This is a genomic window from Paenibacillus sp. BGI2013 (assembly GCF_002843485.1).
Taxonomy (GTDB): domain Bacteria; phylum Bacillota; class Bacilli; order Paenibacillales; family Paenibacillaceae; genus Paenibacillus; species Paenibacillus amylolyticus.
The window spans coordinates 118373-138651 of sequence record NZ_PJFA01000006.1; the positions used below are offsets into that span (position 1 = coordinate 118373).

At 47.1% G+C, this 20279-nt stretch carries 17 protein-coding genes and 3 tRNA genes; 7 read left to right on the top strand and 13 right to left on the bottom strand.

Going from position 1 to position 20279, the window contains the following annotated elements:
- Positions 1-56: 56 nt before the first annotated feature.
- Positions 57-128 (bottom strand) — tRNA-Glu (locus CXK86_RS16495).
- 307 nt (positions 129-435) lie between these two features.
- On the opposite strand from CXK86_RS16495, the gene CXK86_RS16500 reads away from it, so the two are divergent.
- Positions 436-1212, top strand: a complete 777-nt coding sequence (locus CXK86_RS16500) for a DeoR/GlpR family DNA-binding transcription regulator (protein WP_101314099.1) — start codon at positions 436-438, stop codon at positions 1210-1212.
- A 4-nt stretch (positions 1213-1216) separates the two neighbouring features.
- The gene (locus CXK86_RS16505; RefSeq protein WP_101314100.1) at positions 1217-2113 is read left to right on the top strand and encodes a Cof-type HAD-IIB family hydrolase; all 897 of its coding nucleotides are present in this window, start codon (positions 1217-1219) and stop codon (positions 2111-2113) included.
- A 64-nt stretch (positions 2114-2177) separates the two neighbouring features.
- On the opposite strand, the gene CXK86_RS16510 is transcribed toward CXK86_RS16505, so the two are convergent.
- A complete protein-coding gene (locus CXK86_RS16510) occupies positions 2178-2849 on the bottom strand; it encodes an MgtC/SapB family protein (RefSeq protein WP_091033649.1) in 672 nt (223 codons plus the stop codon).
- A gap of 93 nt (positions 2850-2942) precedes the next feature.
- Positions 2943-3602 carry a flavin reductase family protein gene (locus tag CXK86_RS16515; protein WP_257467880.1) on the bottom strand — a complete coding sequence of 220 codons (660 nt, stop codon included), beginning with the start codon at positions 3600-3602 and terminating at the stop codon, positions 2943-2945.
- 107 nt (positions 3603-3709) lie between these two features.
- Here CXK86_RS16515 and CXK86_RS16520 point away from each other — a divergent pair, with 107 nt between their 5' ends.
- Positions 3710-4408: an ArsR/SmtB family transcription factor gene (locus CXK86_RS16520; protein WP_047842019.1), complete on the top strand. Its 699-nt coding sequence runs from the start codon at positions 3710-3712 to the stop codon at positions 4406-4408.
- Between the two features lie 222 nt (positions 4409-4630).
- Here the strand turns inward: CXK86_RS16520 and CXK86_RS16525 are convergent.
- The 3 genes from CXK86_RS16525 to CXK86_RS16535 form a co-directional block, all read right to left on the bottom strand.
- Positions 4631-4719 (bottom strand) — tRNA-Ser (locus CXK86_RS16525).
- Positions 4720-4725: 6 nt separating this feature from the next.
- Positions 4726-4801 (bottom strand) — tRNA-Asn (locus tag CXK86_RS16530).
- A gap of 93 nt (positions 4802-4894) precedes the next feature.
- Positions 4895-5356 carry a SprT family protein gene (locus CXK86_RS16535; RefSeq protein WP_036669054.1) on the bottom strand — a complete coding sequence of 154 codons (462 nt, stop codon included), beginning with the start codon at positions 5354-5356 and terminating at the stop codon, positions 4895-4897.
- A 119-nt stretch (positions 5357-5475) separates the two neighbouring features.
- On the opposite strand from CXK86_RS16535, the gene CXK86_RS16540 reads away from it, so the two are divergent.
- On the top strand, positions 5476-5832 hold the full coding sequence (locus CXK86_RS16540; protein WP_047842018.1) for a hypothetical protein: 357 nt from the start codon (positions 5476-5478) through the stop codon (positions 5830-5832).
- A 182-nt stretch (positions 5833-6014) separates the two neighbouring features.
- Positions 6015-6158, top strand: coding sequence for a cortex morphogenetic protein CmpA (gene cmpA / locus CXK86_RS16545; protein ID WP_017690033.1), 144 nt, complete (start codon positions 6015-6017; stop codon positions 6156-6158).
- Positions 6159-6338: 180 nt separating this feature from the next.
- Here the strand turns inward: cmpA and CXK86_RS16550 are convergent, their stop codons facing one another.
- From CXK86_RS16550 to CXK86_RS16575, 6 genes are all read right to left on the bottom strand, one after another.
- The gene (locus CXK86_RS16550; protein WP_036611182.1) at positions 6339-8561 is read right to left on the bottom strand and encodes a Tex family protein; all 2223 of its coding nucleotides are present in this window, start codon (positions 8559-8561) and stop codon (positions 6339-6341) included.
- 275 nt (positions 8562-8836) lie between these two features.
- Positions 8837-11026: an alpha-galactosidase gene (locus CXK86_RS16555; protein WP_101314101.1), complete on the bottom strand. Its 2190-nt coding sequence runs from the start codon at positions 11024-11026 to the stop codon at positions 8837-8839.
- Between the two features lie 235 nt (positions 11027-11261).
- Positions 11262-11612 (bottom strand): type II toxin-antitoxin system PemK/MazF family toxin, encoded by a 351-nt coding sequence (locus tag CXK86_RS16560; RefSeq protein ID WP_024630714.1) that lies wholly within the window; start codon positions 11610-11612, stop codon positions 11262-11264.
- A 3-nt stretch (positions 11613-11615) separates the two neighbouring features.
- Positions 11616-11897: a CopG family ribbon-helix-helix protein gene (locus tag CXK86_RS16565; protein ID WP_017690037.1), complete on the bottom strand. Its 282-nt coding sequence runs from the start codon at positions 11895-11897 to the stop codon at positions 11616-11618.
- A 260-nt stretch (positions 11898-12157) separates the two neighbouring features.
- A complete protein-coding gene (gene alr, locus CXK86_RS16570; RefSeq protein WP_076319105.1) occupies positions 12158-13345 on the bottom strand; it encodes an alanine racemase in 1188 nt (395 codons plus the stop codon).
- Positions 13346-13739: 394 nt separating this feature from the next.
- A complete protein-coding gene (locus CXK86_RS16575) occupies positions 13740-14939 on the bottom strand; it encodes an outer membrane lipoprotein-sorting protein (protein ID WP_101314102.1) in 1200 nt (399 codons plus the stop codon).
- A 248-nt stretch (positions 14940-15187) separates the two neighbouring features.
- On the opposite strand from CXK86_RS16575, the gene CXK86_RS16580 reads away from it, so the two are divergent.
- The gene (locus CXK86_RS16580; RefSeq protein WP_101314103.1) at positions 15188-16681 is read left to right on the top strand and encodes a serine hydrolase; all 1494 of its coding nucleotides are present in this window, start codon (positions 15188-15190) and stop codon (positions 16679-16681) included.
- A 243-nt stretch (positions 16682-16924) separates the two neighbouring features.
- Here CXK86_RS16580 and CXK86_RS16585 read toward each other — a convergent pair whose 3' ends face one another.
- Positions 16925-18808: an ABC transporter substrate-binding protein gene (locus CXK86_RS16585; protein ID WP_101314104.1), complete on the bottom strand. Its 1884-nt coding sequence runs from the start codon at positions 18806-18808 to the stop codon at positions 16925-16927.
- Positions 18809-18901: 93 nt separating this feature from the next.
- On the opposite strand from CXK86_RS16585, the gene CXK86_RS16590 reads away from it, so the two are divergent.
- Positions 18902-20182, top strand: coding sequence for an MDR family MFS transporter (locus CXK86_RS16590; RefSeq protein ID WP_180361779.1), 1281 nt, complete (start codon positions 18902-18904; stop codon positions 20180-20182).
- Positions 20183-20279: the final 97 nt, after the last annotated feature.

Consider the following 20279-nt stretch of genomic DNA (forward strand, 5'->3'; position numbering starts at 1 on the left):
CAATGACTTTGAGGATTACCCATCGAAAATGTAGATCTCATGAGGTGGTGAAGATATGACCCGTAGGGGATTCGAACCCCTGTTACCTCCGTGAAAGGGAGGTGTCTTAACCCCTTGACCAACGGGCCTTAATAACAAGTTGTCTTTCTTGGCGACAAGAATGAGTATACCACAGTACAATTTGAACTTGCAATACTTTTTTTGAAATTTATTTTTCAAGCGTTTTTGTCCATTGCATACCGCTCTTTAGAGCCCCTTTATTAGCCATCTCCCCATTCATGCCAGTGTCATCTCCGTGCAGGAACAATGTAAATCATCCATTAAAACACTTATAAAAACTTACGTTCACTTATAATATTGCAAATCACATTAAAAATACTTATAATTAAAGTATCAGTATAAGTACGGTCATCCATACACTCGGAGGTGACATGTTTGTTTCAAGAAGAACGAATGCAGCTCATTGTTGAACATCTACGCAAACACAATCGCATCTCAGCCGATGATATTGTCGCCTTGTTTGATGTCTCACGGGATACTGCACGCAGGGATCTGATTAAGCTTGAGGAACAGGATGCCATTATCCGAACCCGTGGCGGCGCAATTCTCCCCCCTCCTCCGCAAGAATTCAGATCCTACAAAGACCGTTTACTCGATGTATCTGAGGAAAAGAGGGCCATCGGCAAACTCGCTGCGGCCATTGTAAGGGAAGGCGAGATTATTATTCTGGACTCTTCCACGACTGTGCAGGCCTGTGCCGAGAACTTAAACGGCAAATCCTGTACCGTCATTACCAATTCGATTCATTCCGCTGATCTTCTCTCCAATCACACTGCTGTCCAGATTCGTTTGCTCGGAGGCAAAGTAGATAAGGAACAACGTTATGTCTACGGTACCTCTGTTATCGAGACCCTCTCCCACTATTATGTAGATAAAGCCTTTATCGGAATTGGCGGTATCACCATGGATGGCTTCAGTGCTTCCGAAGAGGAAGGGAAAATTAAACACCAAATGATGAAAGCTGCCAAGAAAGTTGTTGTTCTTGCAGATCAATCCAAGTTTGATAGAAGTTATGGTTATCGTTTTGCCGACTGGTCATTGGTGGATGTATTGATTACGGATCAATGGCCAACCAAAGAATGGCTTGTTTTTCTAGCCGAACAACAGGTTGAGATTCTCATTCCTGAACCTACAGATGATAAGGAGTTGTAAATATATGAAATTATTTGCCACAGATTTAGATGGAACTTTGTTGAACATAGATAGCCAGATTAGCCCGGAGAATGCCGCAGCCATCCAAAAGGCCCAGCAATCCGGTATGAAAGTTACCATTGCAACTGGACGTGTCTATTCCGATGTTGTGACCATCAGCCGCGAAGGTGGAATCAAAACCCCGATTATCGGCTCCAACGGAGCGACAATTCATGATGCAGACGGTGAACGTTTATTCCATCTTCCGCTCGGGCGTGACACAGCAGCTTCCGTCATGCAGTGGCTGGAAGATCATGATGTCTATTATGAGGCTTCAACACAACAAGGCATCTATGCCCCGCGTAGCAGTCATGAGACCTTGCTCGCCGAGATGGAACGTGTTCTTGGTTCAAACCCTGGTGAGGACATTGCACGCATGATTGGCTCCATCAAGAAACACTATGACAAAAAAGACTACCACCGCGTAAACAGCCATCTCGAAATTCCGGCAGAAGCCTACATCTATAATATTATGGCCTTCTCCATGAATCCGGACAAAGTAAAGACAGGACGAGAATACTTCGCATCCCGATCCGATGTCGCCATGGTTGTATCCTTTGAGCATAACTTCGAAATGCAGCACCCGGACGTATCCAAAGGTAATGCTCTCACCAAACTGGCGGCTCACCTGAACATCTCCATGGAAGATACAGTAGCGATCGGTGATAACTTCAACGATGTCTCCATGTTAAAAATGGCAGGACTCGGCATCGCCATGGGTAATGGCGAACCCGAAATCCAGGCATTAGCCAAAGCCATAACGCTGACCAATGTGGAGCATGGTGTTGCCCATGCCATCGAGTGCCTGCTCGAAGGTAAACCGGTGTCCCGCCCAGAAACGACTGTCGGAGAAGGTCAGTAATTGAACCCATACTGAATTAAGCATTGAACCTGCATAGTCACCTGTTGATCCATGCAGGTTCTCTTTATTTTAACTCAGCAGATCGAACGTGAGGCACATCCTGTAACAAAATAATCAGTTGCTCGCCCCGGTATGAACCCGGCAGTTGCAACGTGAACTCAAGCACAGTCTCTTCCACGGAGTCTGTGCTTGTTTGCTGTTCAGTCTTAAATCCGATGACCGAGATCTTCTCCTGTCCCAACAGTGCCAAAACAGTCTTCAGGGCCTCTCCCTCATTTTGCAGATGGATGGTTAACGTCTCTGTTCGGGCGGATACCAGCCAGCGTGTAGGTCTATGCAGTAACATCTGTGCCACGACGATAAGCAGTGTCACGCCCGCACCCGTCCAATACAGACCCGAACCAACAGCAAGTCCCATGCCTGCCGTAGCCCATATGCCAGCCGCTGTGGTCAATCCCCTGACCGTGTGACGCTGTGTGAAGATCATGCCCGCTCCAATGAACCCCACACCACTAACGACTTGTGCAGCGATCCTTGAAGGGTCAAGAGACAGATTGGCCCAGCCAGCCTGATCCTGGAATCCGTATTTCGATACAATCATCATCAGGGCAGCACCAACGGCGACCACAAAATGAGTACGGATTCCCGCTTCTTTCATTCGATTCTTGCGCTCATATCCGATTAGCACACCACATATTCCAGCTATGAGTACACGCATCAAATATTCTACTTCCATGCACATCACCTCTTTCATTATGTATATGCTTACATGAGTCTATCTTTACTATTACCCAATCTTTACATGACTAATAAAGAACTTCTACTCAGGTCAATTCTCTGCCCGGAAATTTTCCCCTTGTCTCTTGCCCAATCCGAAATAATGTCTGAAATTATATATCAGCGGATGCCATTCGTCCGGATTAATTTTGTTCGGTCCAGATATTAGTCTTGTGTGCGCGTGCACCTTCAACGCTTTCACTTCCACAATCGCCATGAACGGTGTATGTTCGGGAATACGTATGTGTTGTACAGCCGCTTCAATCTGGAGCGGACATTCAACTATTTTATCTGGTGCCACCTGAACCGAGCATTCAGATGTCAGTCCAGCTACAGTGAATTTATCAGAACAATATTCATAGCCCATCTTCCTTTTCTCCTCAGGAACCGGTGTGACTCCCGTATAACGACCCAATGCCTCAACCTGTCTCCACATTGCTTCATCTGGTAAATTAATCACACACTCCGGATGTCGACTCAGATTTTCATAGGCTTTGCCCTGTGTACCTAGACCGAGAACCAGACAATCCCCCAGTGCCCAAGACGAGGATAATGGTGACAGGTTGGTTGATCCATCCTCATTTAATGTACTTAGCAGCACTACAGGCGTACCATAATATAAAATACTGGGATTAATCGTCTCATGTTGAATCACTGCTGGACTCGCTGACAATTGCTCTGTAGCAAAGTTCTGTTTCTTTATCTTTTTCATCCTGTACCTCTCCTGTTCCCATTCCAATGCTTTATAAGCTCAATCTGACCCATATGGGACGATACAACTCGATTGTATTACAGTAATAGTTCAGGTATGATCGAAGTATGAATGTATATCCGAATATTACTGTTATTGCGTCGTTAATCGCTGATCCAAGCCGCGCTATTTTTCTGTCATCCTTACTGGATGGCCGTGCGTTACCCGCAGGAGAGCTTGCTCATATGGCAAGTGTCACTCCCCAGACGGCAAGCAGCCATCTAGCTAAACTCGTAGAGGGAGGATTACTCGAAGTTGAACAACAAGGGCGCCACCGATACTACCGTCTTGCAAACAAAGAAATTGCTAATCTGATTGAAAGCATGGCCAGTATTGCTCCGCCTGTACAGATCCGCTCTCTCAAACAATCCGATCAGCTTCAACAACTGAGTCATGCACGGACCTGTTATGGTCATCTGGCCGGGAAATTGGGAATCTCGCTCTGTGAAGCCTTAGTACAAAAGGGGTATCTTTCAGATCCCGAAGAGGCACACAGCAAGGATTATCAAGTTACAGAGAAAGGAATACAGTGGTTCACTACGTTCGGAATTGAACTTCAGATGAAGCCGGGATCACGCCGTGCCATCGCTCGCAAATGTCTGGATTGGAGCGAACGCCGTCATCATCTCTCAGGTATGCTTGGGGAACAACTCAGACATCGGTTAGCGGAACTGGACTGGATTCGTCAAAAAACAGGAAGTCGCTCTGTCGAAGTAACGGAAGCAGGCAAGAAAGGTTTATACGAGATGTTGAGCATTTCACTTTAGGCTGAAGCGTACACCAGGGATAAGCAAAGATCAGTAAACGCAAAAAATCCCCTTCACACTGACCGTTAACCGGTCTAATGTGAAGAGGATTTTTTGTGCAATCAGAACGGAGAAAGAGGAGTACTCTCACTTCGTTCGAGACTGCGAAGTATTGCTAACGAAGCTTATGCTCCGACGAACCTTTAGGGTTCTCATCCCTTTGCAGAGAAGTTTAATTCAGAACGGAGAGAGAGGGATTCGAACCCTCGCACCGCTTACGCAGTCTAACCCCTTAGCAGAGGGTCCCCTTATAGCCACTTGGGTATCTCTCCAAGAAATGGCTCCCCGAACAGGGCTCGAACCTGTGACAACTCGATTAACAGTCGAGTGCTCTACCAACTGAGCTATCAGGGAAAATTAACTTGAATAAGATTAATCTATCATGATTAATAATCCAAGTCAACATCCCTTCCATCACTTTCTTTAATACATTGAACGATACACACATCAGATATTCTGAAGCCCCAGTTTTCCCGCGCAACGACCACAACGATAACGCTTAGGATCTATTTTCCGCTTGCGCAAATATTCCGTACCACAGCTCTTGCACACCAACTTATAACGATATGGCAGCGGCTTTCTGCCTTTGCCGTCAGGAAGTGATTGGCAGTAACGCGAACCGCCTACCTTCTGCAATAAAGCCTTGAATTCCGGGTCACGATGCTGATAGCCGCGCCCACGAATATGCAGATGATAGTGACACAGCTCATGCTTGATGATTTTCTCAACCTCATCTCGCCCATAGGCTTCGAGTTGATGCGGATTGATCTCAATCCGGTGACTTTTAAGCATATAACGCCCACCCGTCGTGGTCAGGCGACTGTTAAACAACGCTTCATGGGTGAACGGCACTCCGAAATGATCCAGTGATACCTGTTCAATCCATTGTTGCAATTCCTCATTTTCCATCGATATCCTCTCCTTGCACCCCCTCGGAGCATTTGTTTTTCCGGTATAATACTTGAATTTTAACCGTTTCGTAGGCTACACTGTCAAGTAGAATGTATGAGGGGAGATTATTACTCGTTATGCCTACAATGCGCTATGTCATCCTGCAGCAGGAACAACACTTGCAGTTCGTGGAAATGCCCGCAGATTACGCCTATCAACTCAGTGCGCTCAACCTGCGCCTGCACAAGGAAATTGATAAACTCACTGCAGCAGATGTCCCTGTCCTGCCTTGGGCGATCGCCGAATGTGACAGCCTCGATCTCCTAAACGAAAATCTTACTATCATCGGTGGCCTTGATTATATCAATGCGCTTGAAGAATCTTTTGCAGTATTACGTGAAAGCCATTATCCCTTGATTTCTCTGCTTACCGAAATCCGAGCTCTTCAGGCCCAATTGGAACAATGGTATGAAGAAGAGATGGAAGCTCTCTAATTCACCACAGTTATCATTTTATAATGACGAGAACGAAAAGCACATTTCCCTGAATTGGGATTTGTGCTTTTTTTTGAGTGAACAAGATTGATTTGCCGGAGGCCTCCACTTATCCCGCACAGTCCAGGCTATTGCCACATATGCTAACGTACAGATGAATTATGCAAGAGGAGGAGATACCCTTGCCTCAATGGCTTTGCAATCAACTGATGCGTGCATTTCACAAAAAGGACAGCCGGCAGATCAAGTTGCTGAACGAATGCTGGTTCTTTTATCGTAACAAACCAGCAAATGGCACACCACGTAGCGCGGAGAACGAACTTTAAGAGGTAGTTCATAAAAGTCTGCATTGGATTACGAAGGATGGCCTTTTGAACACGCACTTTAAGAAAATGCACATATTGCCCACCGTACTTACTAGAGGAATTAGAACGGATAACGGGACTATTACTGTCGACAACAAACAGCCTTCCTGGTTAGGGAAGGCTGTTCTCCAATCCTACTATTTAAGAAGACTGTTGCGCAGAAGCAGGCTTCTTCATCGTAAGGCCGACACGGCCTTTTTTGGTATCCACACTCATAACCCAGACCGTTACATTATCCCCGACAGACACAACGTCCATCGGATGTTTAACATATCCGTTGCTGAGCTGTGAAATATGGACAAGCCCATCACTCTTGATCCCAATATCAACAAAGGCACCAAAATCAATAACGTTCCGAACCGTACCTTGCAGCTCCATGCCTTCCACCAGATCCTCAATTTTCAATACATCTGTACGGAAGATTGGCAACGGCATTTCTTCACGCGGGTCACGCCCCGGACGCTGCAAGCTGTCCAGAATGTCACGCAATGTAGGCACACCTACGTCCAGTTTCACAGCCAATTGTTCTGGCTGTTGCTCTGACAGTAATACCGACAGTTCCTTGCTGCCCAGCTTGTCCAGTGCAACCTGAAGCTCCTTGAACAGCTGATCCACTACCTTGTAAGACTCAGGGTGAATAGGTGTACGGTCCAGCGGGTTCTCTCCCTCACCAATACGCATAAATCCTACGCACTGCTCATAGGTTTTGGCACCCAGACGTGGCACCTTCTGAAGCTGACGGCGGTTCGTAAACCGGCCATTTTCTTCACGGTACTTCACAATGTTTTTGGCAATCGTAGCGTTAACTCCGGCAACATATGACAGCAACGAAGGTGATGCTGTATTCACATCCACACCCACATGGTTAACTGCGGATTCCACGACAGCCTTCAGGCTTTCTTCGAGAATCTTCTGGGAGACGTCATGCTGATATTGACCCACGCCAATGGCTTTTGGATCAATCTTAACCAACTCCGCCAGCGGGTCTTGTACCCGGCGAGCAATGGAAGCTGCACTGCGCTCCGCAACATCCAGATCAGGGAATTCTTCCTGGGCCAGCTTGGATGCAGAATATACACTCGCGCCTGCTTCGTTAACAATCAGATACACAAGACTTTCATCACCGTTCTCCTGAATGATCTCGGCAACAAATTGCTCCGTCTCACGTGATCCGGTACCATTACCAATGACGATCAGTCCGATATCATATTGCTTGATCATCCGATGGAATACTTCCGCAGCTTCACGTTTCTTGTTGTGTGGTGGCGTTGGGTAGGTCACAGCCACTTCCAGCAGTTTGCCCGTATCATCTACTACAGCCAGTTTACAACCGGTACGATAGGCAGGATCGACACCAAGCACACGTTTGCCGTGAATCGGCGGTTGAAGCAACAGGTTACGCAGATTGGCCGAGAATACCGATATGGCCTGATTTTCACCTTTTTCCGTAAGTTCTCCACGAACTTCACGCTCGATGGAAGGCGCAATCAGCCGCTTGTATGCATCTTCAATCACATCACGCAGGATATCCTGCACGGCAGAAGCACCACGAATGATCTGTCCTTCCATATGGCGATGGGCCGGTTCTGCCTGTACGTCCAGGCCGACTTTCAGAATACTCTCACGTTCACCGCGATTAATCGCGAGAATACGGTGTGGAGGCATCTTTTTGGCTAATTCGCGGTAATCATAATAATTCTCGTATACGGACTCTTCTTGAGCATCCTTCGCTTCTGAAGTCAGCATCCCGTGATCCAAGGTGTACCGACGAATCCAGGCACGAATGGCAGCATCGTCTGCGATATTCTCCGCGAGAATGTCTTTGGCTCCCTGAAGCGCCGACTCCGCATCTTCTACACCCAATTCAGCATTGATATATTTCGCAGCTTCCTGAAGTACATCTCCTTGTTTCGGTTGACCCCAGATCCATACAGCAAGGGGCTCAAGACCTTTTTCTTTTGCCACACTGGCACGCGTTTTCCGCTTCTGACGGTAAGGTCGATACAAGTCTTCCACTTCCTGCAGCTTCACAGCTTGCGTAATGGATTGCTTCAGTTCTCCGGTCAGTTTGCCCTGTTCCTCTATAATACGGATGACTTCCAATTTGCGATCCTCAAGATTGCGCAGATAAACAATGCGTTCTTCAATCGATCGCAGCTGGTTCTCATCCAGCTCTCCAGTCATTTCTTTACGGTAGCGGGCGATAAATGGAATCGTATTGCCTTCGTCCAGAAGCTCCGACGTTGTGCGGACCTGCTTCAAGGACAGTGACAGTTCCTTGGCTACCTGTTTGATGATTCGTTCATGGCGTTCTGCCTTTATTGTTTCTTCATTGGGTTCCAGAACCGTTTCCTGTTCAGACAAAATAAATCCCTCTTTCCTTCCTGAATCGTTCGTTACAATCATTTCAGGGCAGCTTTGCTGCTGTAATTACAGTATAGTTGAACCATTTGTTTCTTCCACTCTACCCTATATTATCACAGAATCACGTCCAGATTTCCATCAATCCGCAAGCATACAAGTTCTGACAGAATGATGTCATCCTCCAGCCTTCCCCATTACATCAAAAAAAGACCGAAAATCGTCATCATGACGCTCCTCGGTCTTTCCTTTTTTAAAACTTTATATGCGATTGCACTCTAGACGCGCTCGAACCGGAACATCTCGCTCAGATAGTCTCCTGATGTGCTGCCTACCGAAATACCGCCATACATGAGGGCATCGCCGGTAAAGGTCTCCGAGCCGCCTTTCAGACGGTAATCCGCATTAGGGTCCAATCCTTTCAGCTTCAGGCGCTGAAGTGGCGCATTGGGCTCAGAGAGCACACGGAAGTAGAATACAACAGCTTTGCTTCCGTCCGGTGCAATAAACATCCACGCCGTCTCATTGCCTTCAAACGGACTGAGCAAACGGCGGAATGTTCCATATTGAACCGTTCCACGAATCTCCTTGTACAGCTCAACCTGGGCTTTCACGATGTCGTTCTCTTCCTCCGTGAATTTTGTCAGGTCCAGCTCGTACCCAAAGTTGCCCGACATCGCAACATGTCCCCGAATCTCAAGCGAAGTGATCCGGTTGACCTGATGATTCGGTACCGCTGAGATATGCGATCCCATCGAACTTACCGGGTATACAAGACTCGTACCGTATTGAATCCGCAGGCGGGATATAGCATCCGTGTTATCACTTGTCCACGTCTGTGGCATGTAATACAGCATACCTGGATCGAAGCGGCCACCACCACCTGAACAGCTTTCGAAGAGAATGTTCGGGAACGCCGAAGTGATTCGTTCCATAACGTCATACAGTCCGAGCATGTAACGATGTGCGGTCTCACGCTGTCTATCTGCCGGAAGCAACGCAGAACCCACTTCCGTCATATTGCGGTTCATGTCCCATTTCACATAAGTGATTGGTGCAGAACCAAGTACGTCTGTTAACATCCGCACAATCTCATCACGTACATCCTGACGAGAGAAGTCGAGTACCAGTTGTTGACGTCCTTCTGTCCGGCGACGATCTGGCACATGCAGACACCAGTCCGGGTGCGCTCGGTACAGCTCACTGTCTGGTGAGATCATCTCAGGCTCAAACCATAATCCGAACTGCATGTCCAGACCAGTTACGCGGTTAGCCAGATCATCCAGTCCCTGTGGCAATTTGTTCTTATCTACAATCCAGTCGCCCAGCGAGGAGTTGTCACTGTCCCGATGTCCAAACCAGCCATCATCCAAGACAAACAGCTCAATACCCAGCTTCTGTCCAGCACGAGCGATCTGTTCAATCTTGTCTGCATTGAATCCAAAGTAGGTTGCTTCCCAGTTATTGACCAGAACCGGACGTTCCGCATTGCGGAACTTACCACGCGCAAGACGCTCCCGATACAATTCGTGGTAGGACTGTGACATGCCGTCCAAACCTGCAGCCGAGTACACCATAACCGTCTCAGGTGTCTGGAACGTTTCTTGCGGCTCCAGCTTCCAGCTGAACTCGAACGGATTGATTCCGAGTGACACACGGGTGGTGTGGAACTGATCCACTTCAGCCTGTGCAGTGAAGCTACCACTATAGACGAGACTGAATCCATAAACTTCACCTTGGTCTTCATCCGTGCCTGGTGTCATCAGTGCAATAAAAGGATTCTGCTGGTGACTGCTTGAACCGCGACGGCTCTCAATCCCTTGCAGGCCTGACGCAAGCGGTCTGCGAACAATATCACGTTCCCGTGTCCATGCCCCTGACAACTGCAACAATTCATAATCTGCATGCGGAAAATCAACAGATGAACTGAGCGCACGCGCCACATTCACTGAGGTAGCGCTCTCATTAACGATACGCATGGAGCGTGTAATCGCATTAAATGCCGTAAAGGCTGTATAGGAAAGCTCGATTTTGATACCCGCAACGCGGTCTTCCAACTCAATAACCAGCGTCTCTGCTTCTTCATCGGATTCAACATACGTTGCTGGCAAACCAGTAAGCGCTGTCTTTCCTTTGACCAATCGATGGCCTGTATACGTAAACTCCGAAACCGTCGAGCCATTCTCAAGTTCCAGTTGGATAGCCGGATTACGGAAATCACTTGTGCCATACACGGGTAGTTCCACTGCCAATGTATCAAATGAAATTGTACGGTCCTCTGGTACCGGGTTCGGACTGAAAGATGCTCGTTCTGTACGAACATGCAACCAGCTCAGATCGGTGTCGCGTAATTTTTTGCCATAATACAAATGCACCAAATATCCTGAAGGCAGTACCTGAAATACGTAACTGGCCTCGCGGGTCTGTAAATGAAACTGAAGTTTCTCCTGATTGATGTAAATGCTCATATGTCTCCTCCACCTCTATATATAGGTCTTTCGGGTAAACGGTTTCTCAGGTTTCATTATAGCGAAAAGATCGCCAATGTTCTACGCTTTCATCAAGCTTTAATCAAAAGAGCGCATAACAGCCCGAAGGATGTCATACGCTCTTTTGGTTACAGTCTGAATTCAGTGTGTTCCCTTACGGGAACATCCATTGCCAACGGACGGCAGGGCAGCGTACAAGACGCTGGTTGCTGCCTTAAAAATCGATTAAACCAAGGCTGATCTGTAAGGCTTCGTTGACCAATTTCATGGTCTCCTCGTCCAGATGGGTAATCTTGTCAGTCAGCCTCTGTTTATCAATCGTCCGTATTTGTTCGAGCAAAATAACCGAGTCCCGGTCAAAGCCGTGTGCCGCCGCATCAATTTCAACATGCGTTGGCAGCTTTGCCTTCTGGATTTGGGCGGTGATAGCCGCCACAATACAAGTTGGACTGAACCGGTTGCCGATATCATTCTGGATCACCAGAACCGGCCTGACTCCACCTTGCTCGGAACCGACAACGGGAGAAAGATCCGCAAAAAAAACGTCACCACGTTTTACGATCAATGTCTACACCCCGCTAACTAAGCGGTCCAGAGTGCTGTCCGCATCTTCCTCCGCATGAAAGGCTTCGGATGCCATGGTCAGATTAATTTTTGCCATCTCCATGTACCCTCGCTGCATCGTTTCACGGATGTAACGTTTCTTACGCTCCGTTAAATACAGCTTCATAGCCTGCCTAATCAATTCGCTGCGGTTGGAATTCTCCAGCGCTACGATGCCATCCACTTCCTGCAAAAGATAATCAGGTAAACTGATCATGATCCGCTTGGTGTTCTGCAAGTTGGCCACCTTTCTTCCACCCCCACAAACCTTTCGCCATTGTGAACCAGTATTACGTTTTTCCAGAACTTTTATACAAAGGAATATATATGCCCCGAGTATATCAAGTATGCTGTACTCCATTATAAACACGGGGAACAATATTCGTACAGACCAAACATCTCAATTCAGGAATTAAATCCTTACCGTCATACATAATTCGAGATGCTCCGACAGTTTTCCTTCTGTTCTGAAAAAAAGTTTATTGGGAATGACGTCCAGTTTACCTGTCAGGATGTCAAAAGTGGATTGATTCTGGCGACTACTGCTCCCCCGCGGGTATATACCCGAGGAATGCGGTGCGCCATCATGCAGATCACTTCATAAGCAATCGTACCGAGCTGGGATGCCACCTCGTCTGCGGTTATAACGCCACCAGACTGATGACCGATGAGGACAACCTCTTCGCCGACTTGAATTTCTTCCGCCTCTTCCGCGAAAGATTGTAACGACACCATACACTGATCCATGCAGATTGTACCGACGACAGGGACGCGACGGCCGCGTACAAGCACTTGTGCTTTACCTGTCAGCATTCTGGAGAATCCGTCTGCATATCCGATCGGCAGGGTCGCTATTCGTTCGTAACCTTGCGTAAAATAACGGGTTCCGTAACTGATCCCCCAATGGGGTGGCAGTGTTTTGACCAGAACCGCTTTTGTCTTCAGCGTCAATACCGGGGACAGCTTCACCACCTGATGATTCACCTCAGCCGAAGGATACAGTCCGTACAGGCTTATTCCCACACGTACCATGTCATAGGACAATTCCGGTGTATCAATGGCAGCGGCGCTGTTCGCCGTATGTATAATCGGGATGGAACATCCCTGATCCCTGAGCGCATGAACTACGCTTTGGAACCGTCTATACTGCTCCAGTGTATAGGTTTTGTCTTCTTCATCTGCTCTGGCAAAATGGGTAAACATACCTTCCAGCATCACCTGATTGAGCGAAGCTACTTCCTGAATGAAAGCCAATGCCTCATCGCCAGGCAACAGACCTAATCGGCCCATGCCGCTGTCGATTTTAATATGAACCTTCAGTTGGTTAGCGAATGTGCTCGCATCCAGATGTCGAATGGCGTCAAGCACTTCCCTGCTGAACAGTGTGACGGTCACATCATGTTGCCATGCAACAGCGATCCCTTCAGGCGGCGTATATCCCAGTACCAGGATTGGAATCGTAATCCCATGTTGTCGCAGTTCTAGAGCTTCGTCAAGAAAAGCCACACTTAAGTAATCCACACCCACTCGTTCCAGTTCCCTAGCCGTCTCCACCGCTCCATGTCCATAGGCATTGGCCTTCACACAGGCGAGGAATTTCATGCCCTGAGGCAATGCCTCGCGGAAAGCTTCTACGTTAGTACACAAATGATCCAAATTGATCTCCGCTTGGGTCGGCCGATATTGTCCTTGCACGTTAAGTCACCTTCTCTAATCATCTTAATCCGGCTCACGTCAGACTCCATCGTAATGCTCCAGCATGTGACTGTCAAATGAACCGAAGTTTCGCATCCAAAAACAGATGTAAGGTGCGCCTTTTGAAGAACAAATGCGAACACAGAAGAAGACCGATAAGCGAGATTAGCAGGGCAAAATCCCACTTTTCACCCAAGCAAAATCCGCTTATATCGATTATTTACCCGGTTCCCTCTGCGTAGAAGCGCATTTTGCTTTATTGAGTGTATCGGGTAAGAAAAACAGCGCTAAATGAATACCTTTCTTACATCAAAGCAAAGCACCGGAGAACAGGTCTCCGATGCTTCTTAGCATTCCTTATGTTTATGCTACTATTCGTTCATTTGTTCAAAAATCATTTGCCTGACTCTTCCTGCATCGATGTTGCAATACGTACCATTTCGTTCTGAGGCAGGTCGGCACTGGTGATCCGATATTCTATACCATCTGTCATCCATGTCAGAGTCTTCAATGCATCCCCGCTGATCATCCCCAGCGTGAATCCAAGATCCACTACACTGGATGGAGCAAGTGATACAGCTCGATCCTGTGGTCTGGCTTCGAATATCGTGTAATTATATGTTCCTTCATAACGAAGCATAACCGAATAGTCTCCCGCTTCTTCCAGAATCTGATCGTCCTTGAGCTGCACGCCTTCCGGCGCATAGGTCGGCTGAATCACGCCGAAGCTGTCTGCCCCTTCCGGTTCTGCGAGTGTTGGCTCTTCGCCTTCCTGACCTGTTGCAGCACCCTCTGTACCTTGCTGCTCTGTGTCACCACCTATACCCGACTGTCCATCAGTGACAGATCCGTCTGGTTCTGGCGCCGTCTGAGGATTGGCAGGTTCTTTACCGCCCTCATTACCTGTTTGCTCCGCAGGAGCCACACCAGAGTCTGTTCCCGTTTTGCCGCCTTCTTCTGTATTGGCTGTCATGTTACGTTGCATGTCAAAGGCGTCTTTCTCAAATGCAGCACCAAATTTGAAGGAATCAAACTTCACATCCACGACCACATTGGCATTGGAGTCGGATACCTCCACCTGTTTAGGTGCATAATCGCTTTTGTTCAGCCAGATCTTCTGTCTGACAAGTGCGTGTGTATTATAATTGGCAGCTACATCAAAAACATAGCTCTCCTTCTCGTCGGCAAACTGACGGGTTGTATCCCCCGTAATGCTCCGAATCAATGTTTCATAGAGATATACCTGTCCTTGATTATCTGGCCAATTGCTCTGAAAACGGAAGCTTTTGTTCTGGCTCGGTGTCAAAACAAACACACCTTCATCGTTACGCAGCACAATCTGTGTTACATCCTTTTTGGCATTCGTTAACGCAATACGATAATAGGAAGGCTTCTGATGCCATACCTCGACCTTGTACTGCTGCGGCGTATCTCCGGTATGCAGCGTCATCACGCCTGCCCCCTGGTAACTTTCCATCTCTCCTACGACTTCGTTCAGATCTTTGACCACAGCTGCCGCATCCTTCTTCCCGCAGGCGGCAAGCAAGACCGATAAGACCAATACCATGGCAAGCATCCATGATATTCGGCGCATGACATCATCCCCTTTAGCACATGTTTTCACTTCAGGATTGTGCTTGCAGCAGAACCCCTACTTGATTAGTACATGTTATGAGGGACTTGTTCGATATATGCGGACTAGTTTGACAAGCAATCGGTGAAGTCCGTTAATACGGCATTGCTACGCAAAATCAGTCTCAGGGAGGATGTTAACTTTATCCAGAAAAGGCATAGTGAATTGTAGGAGATTATTCGTTTTATTGAATATTGGGAGGGAAAAGCATGACGACAACAAAGCTTAGCACATCACTGGAAGGACTGGATGAATTCATCGACGAGCAGCTTCAATTATGGAATGGTGTCGGCACAGCGGTGGCTGTGATCCATAAGGATGAAGTCATCTGGCAAAAGGGCTACGGTTATCGTGACATGGAGTCCAAACTTGAAGTTACCCCTAATACGTTGTTTGCCATAGGTTCAAGTACCAAAGCCTTTACCGCAGCAACTGCTGCTCTGCTTGTGGATCAGGGAATACTGGACTGGGATACCCCTGTGAAGTCGTATATGAAAGACTTCCAGATGTTTGATCCGATCGCAACAGAACGTATAACTATTCGCGACATGCTGTGTCATCGTTCCGGTCTTCCAAGGCATGAGTTGGTATGGTACAACTCCCCACTTACAAGAGAAGAACTTGTTCGAACATTACAGTATCTGGAGCCAAATCAGGATTTCCGAAACAAATGGCAGTATCAGAACCTGATGTACATGACGGCAGGTTATCTGGTTGGACAGCTCAATGAAACTTCGTGGGAGCAGATGGTTCAGAAGACTCTATTTAATCCGCTGGGTATGAACTCAAGTCTGTTCTCTGTTGAAAAAATGCAACTTCAGCCTGACTATGCTTACCCTTATATGGAAAAGGATGGTCAGAATACGAGAATACCTTTTCGAGCCATTGATGCCATAGGACCTGCTGGTTCCATTAACAGCAATCTAATCGATATGATTGCATGGCTTCAATTCCAGTTGCATCAAGGTCAATGGGAAGGAACGTCATTGATATCTAAGGAACAGATGAAGATTATGCATAGTCCTCAGATGCCCAGTGATTCGCCGTTTATAAGCCAAGAACTGCCTATGAGTACATATGGTCTGGGTTGGATGATTGAGCCTTATCGTGGACATGCCATGATTCATCATGGTGGGGCTATTGATGGCTTTGCATCACAAGTTGCCTTTTTGCCAGAGGAGCAGATTGGAATCGTGGTTCTGAGTAATACCAACGGAAGTATAATTCCCTATACGGTTGCTTTTCATATCATGGACCGACTGCTTGGATTAGAGCCCGTCAATTGGAGTTCCAAATTGAGAAAATTAATGGGGAAAGAATCAACAGAAACGGAGGCTAATCCGGAGAATCCTCTGGAAGTGCCTATTCAAGCAGACACTGCCGTTGAGGAAAATATTGAAGAACCTCACATCATACCTTGTGATCGCCCTTACACCGCTTATGCGGGTATTTACACGCATCCTGGTTATGGCGAGATGTCGATTCAAGAGACAACGGACGGGTTGCAAGCAACCTTTAACGCCATTGAAATGCCCATGGAATACACCGGGAAAGATACGTTTTCCGTCGAATTTGTGTTATTCGGTCTGAAGATCACGTATACGTTTACCCTCAATGAATCTTCAGAAGTTGCTCAATCCATCTCCATTCCTTTGTTGCTTGAACCGGGTACAAAGCCTATTGAATTCATCAGGGTTTCGTAAATGATCTGAAACTATATAAATTGAACTAATGAATATATTTACACTGGTCACTCCGATGACAGAACAACCTTCTGATCGCTGTTATCCCCAGATTTTTTTGATTTCTTTTCATAAAGTGAAAATCCGGGGATAAAGGCGAACGCTCTGCTTCCTCAGGTTATTTCTGTCCTCTCCGTTTTGTATAAATGTTTAGTTCAATTTATATAGAAAACGCCTGATTCATTTCCGTTGTGGCAGCTAATCCTACCACAACGGAATATACACCGGATAACTCGTATCCTCTTCAGCGGCCCCAGGGCTTCTCTTCACCCACAATCTGCGCAGATCAGGCAGACCATACCCCGCAAGACGATAATCTCTCAGCGAATCATGATGGGTGTGTTCTTCCTTGAAGCTGTATGTGGGCAGAAGCAATGCCTCCTGAATCAGTCGATCTTCTAGCCGAATCAATCTATTCAACCGCTCCGCAGGTTCCTGGATCATGACCACTCGTCCACATTCCTGTTCCAGTTCATGTCTCCAGTAATCATTCATCGCAATCAGGAATAACGTGTTCTGGAAGGTGTACATCGTCACGAGACTCAGCACGACATGATCATTGAAGATTTCTCCTGTATAGATCAGATCACAATCCCCGAACCCATCTTGATAGACTGCATGGATCGGATCTCCCGGCATAATGTTGATATGTAGGCCAATCTGTTTACATCTCTCTGCAAACCAGACCATATCCATCTCCATCTTCTCGCCTTCTTCCACCCACAGACTTAAACTCTGCCCTTGGTAAGAGCTATGACGCAATAATGCTGAGGCCCGCGCCAGTGAGGTCTCCACGAAAAGGTCAGGAACAGGTGTGACCGAACATTCTATTTGTTCCGATTGCTGTTTCCATGGCTCCCCTTGATCTGAACCCACCTTTAAAGGTTGCTGTTCTCGTCCTCGAATCAGACTATAGGCAGCCTGCGTGTTCTTGCTTCCGAGCGCTTGCGACAACTCCTGCGCATTCAATAGCTGTTGAACAGCCCGGCGAAAATTCAAATCATGCTGCGGCCCTTCCTTTTGCATATTAAACGTCATATACATGCCACCCAGCATCTCATGTTGCACGGCACGAGGCTCCGCATCCGGAAATATATTATGCTTGATGACGGACTCCACCCTCCCAGAATGGGGAAGTTGCCATATTTCAACGCGGTCAATATAGGCTCGGCCTCGGAAGTAGGAAGGAAATACTTCCAACACAAGCAGCTTGGAATCATGACGTGTCAACCGATAAGGTCCTGTTCCAATCGGATGGAGCGGATTCATCTCCACATCTCTCGGCAAGATCGATGCAGACATACTACTCATCAGATCCGGGAACATGAAGTTAGGCTTGTTTAACACAAAACGTACAGTCAATTCGTCCAACGTCTCTATGCGCTCAATAGATCCAAACAGAGGCCTGCACGGGTTACTATTGTCAGAGATAATGCGATCAAAGGTAAACTTCACGTCCTCTGAATCCAATATTCTGCCATGATGAAAGGGTATACCTTTGTGCAGATAAAAGGTCCATTCGCTCCCCTCTGAATGACTCTCCCATGCTACAGCCAGACTCGGTTCACAGACCTGGTGTTCAGCATTATAACGAACCAAACGATCAAAAACCTCCGCAACAATAAAAACTTCTCCCCACATGGCCGTCTGCGTGGGATCCAATGTCTTAAAAGGGATATTCCGTGGAATCCGCAATGTATCCACTCGTCCTCTGTCCCCTCCATTCGAACGCAGACCAAATTGATGCTGCATTTGCTGCATAAGATGTTCTCTCATCGTAATTGGTAAGGTGGCGGCCAGTTCATAGGCGTCCTCCATCCTGTTCCCATCCAGGAGATGGTCAAACCGTTCACGCGCCACTTCAAGCAACGGGACACAAAATACCAGCATCGATTTTTTGCCTCTTCCGCGTTGCGGGTTCCACCTGACCCATCCGTTCTCCTTGAATTTGTTCATAATGAGGTTCATATTGCGCATGGTACAACATAAAAGATCGGCAAGTTCACCTACCGTTGTAAGTACTTCTTGTTCATCATGTACATGTGGAAAGTTTAATCGCAGTTGAATGTAATGTTCTGATACGTCCATATATACCCTACCTTCTGCTAAAATACGAAATCCATCCGGATGCTTCTACAGTTTTTCTTCAGGTTTTCCTCCATTATACTCAGTAACATCAACATGACCAGTGGGAAGGAAGAACAACGATTTATGAAATACGCCGATCTGCACCCGAACATCAGGATACGTATCATTACTGATTTTTTCACCGATCTGACCCAAAAGTCCATCATTCCATTCATGGCGATCTATCTGAGTATTCAGATTGGCGCAGGTTTGGCGGGGTTATTGCTGACGGTCAATATTGTGGCTTCCATGATTGTGGGATTGTGGGCAGGATATTGGTCTGACCGGATTGGACGGAAGAAATTGATGGTGATTGCACAAATTCTGCAGGTAGTGGCTCTATTTTGCTTGGCCATCGCCAATTCGCCGTGGATGGATTCGATCATTGTCACTTGCATCATGTTTCTGCTCAGCAGTCTCAGTTCAGGGATCACCGTGCCGATTGCTAATGCCATGATTGTCGACGTGAGCAGTGAACATGAACGTCATTATGTATATGGATTGCAATATTGGACAACAAACGTTGCTGTAACTTTTGGTGCACTGATGGGCGGGCTATTTTTCGAATCATTTCGTTTCCTATTGTTCAGTCTGGTATGCCTTGAAAGCCTAGCTACCCTGTTTATTTTGATCTTTATGATTCGTGAAACAATGGATAAACGCGCATTAGGTTATGGCGATACTCCCATCCAGAGGAACATACTGAAAACGTACTGGGCGGTCTTTCAGGACAAACGTTTCATGATATTTTTCACGGCCACTGTACTTGCAGTCTCCCTGGAATTTCAGTTGGATAAATACATCGCTGTTCGTCTAAAAAATGAATTCACCGCCCAACTGTTCGGCTCAGATATCTCAGGTCTGTATATGTTCAGCCTGATCATGGTCATTAACACCGTAATGGTCGCCTTGGTTGCCATTCCATTCTCCAGATGGATAGGTCGCTTCCAGTCCCGATCTATTATGACTGTTGGTATGCTCCTCTATACGGCAGGTTTCACCGTACTTGCTTTCAGCAACTGGGCCTGGTTACTCATCTCATCCGCTATATTGCTAACCATTGGAGAGTTGATGTATGCCCCTGTTCGTCAGGTCATGCTCGCGGGCATGATTCCAGATTCGGACCGTGCTGCCTATATGGCTGCTGACGGGTTGAGTTACAACGCTGCTGCCCTTCTCGGCAGTCTCGGGTTAACCATTGGAGCCTTTCTGCCCTCCTATGCGATGGCTGGTCTGTATATCCTGATGGGGCTTGGAGCGCTCGTCTTTTTCAGAATGTTACTTCGGAAGGCAGAGGAACAGAATCAACATCTGCCGTGTGCAGATGCATCTTGATTTCACTTTTCTGGAAACTTTTCCGAAAACAAGATAATCATCCTAGGGAGCCCAACTGGCTCTCTTTTTCATGTCCATGATCAACGTTTATAAGTAA

What these genes read in the sequence shown, in the direction of transcription:
- CXK86_RS16515 (WP_257467880.1), bottom strand. Translation starts at nt 3,602, where the DNA reads ATGAAAAAGATAAAGAAACAGAACTTTGCTACAGAGCAATTGTCAGCG.
- CXK86_RS16580 (WP_101314103.1), top strand. Translation starts at nt 15,188, where the DNA reads ATGACGACAACAAAGCTTAGCACATCACTGGAAGGACTGGATGAATTC.
- CXK86_RS16510 (WP_091033649.1), bottom strand. Translation starts at nt 2,849, where the DNA reads ATGGAAGTAGAATATTTGATGCGTGTACTCATAGCTGGAATATGTGGT.
- CXK86_RS16590 (WP_180361779.1), top strand. Translation starts at nt 18,902, where the DNA reads ATGACCAGTGGGAAGGAAGAACAACGATTTATGAAATACGCCGATCTG.
- CXK86_RS16535 (WP_036669054.1), bottom strand. Translation starts at nt 5,356, where the DNA reads ATGGAAAATGAGGAATTGCAACAATGGATTGAACAGGTATCACTGGAT.
- CXK86_RS16540 (WP_047842018.1), top strand. Translation starts at nt 5,476, where the DNA reads ATGCCTACAATGCGCTATGTCATCCTGCAGCAGGAACAACACTTGCAG.
- CXK86_RS16555 (WP_101314101.1), bottom strand. Translation starts at nt 11,026, where the DNA reads ATGAGCATTTACATCAATCAGGAGAAACTTCAGTTTCATTTACAGACC.
- CXK86_RS16585 (WP_101314104.1), bottom strand. Translation starts at nt 18,808, where the DNA reads ATGGACGTATCAGAACATTACATTCAACTGCGATTAAACTTTCCACAT.
- CXK86_RS16520 (WP_047842019.1), top strand. Translation starts at nt 3,710, where the DNA reads ATGAATGTATATCCGAATATTACTGTTATTGCGTCGTTAATCGCTGAT.
- CXK86_RS16575 (WP_101314102.1), bottom strand. Translation starts at nt 14,939, where the DNA reads ATGCGCCGAATATCATGGATGCTTGCCATGGTATTGGTCTTATCGGTC.
- CXK86_RS16505 (WP_101314100.1), top strand. Translation starts at nt 1,217, where the DNA reads ATGAAATTATTTGCCACAGATTTAGATGGAACTTTGTTGAACATAGAT.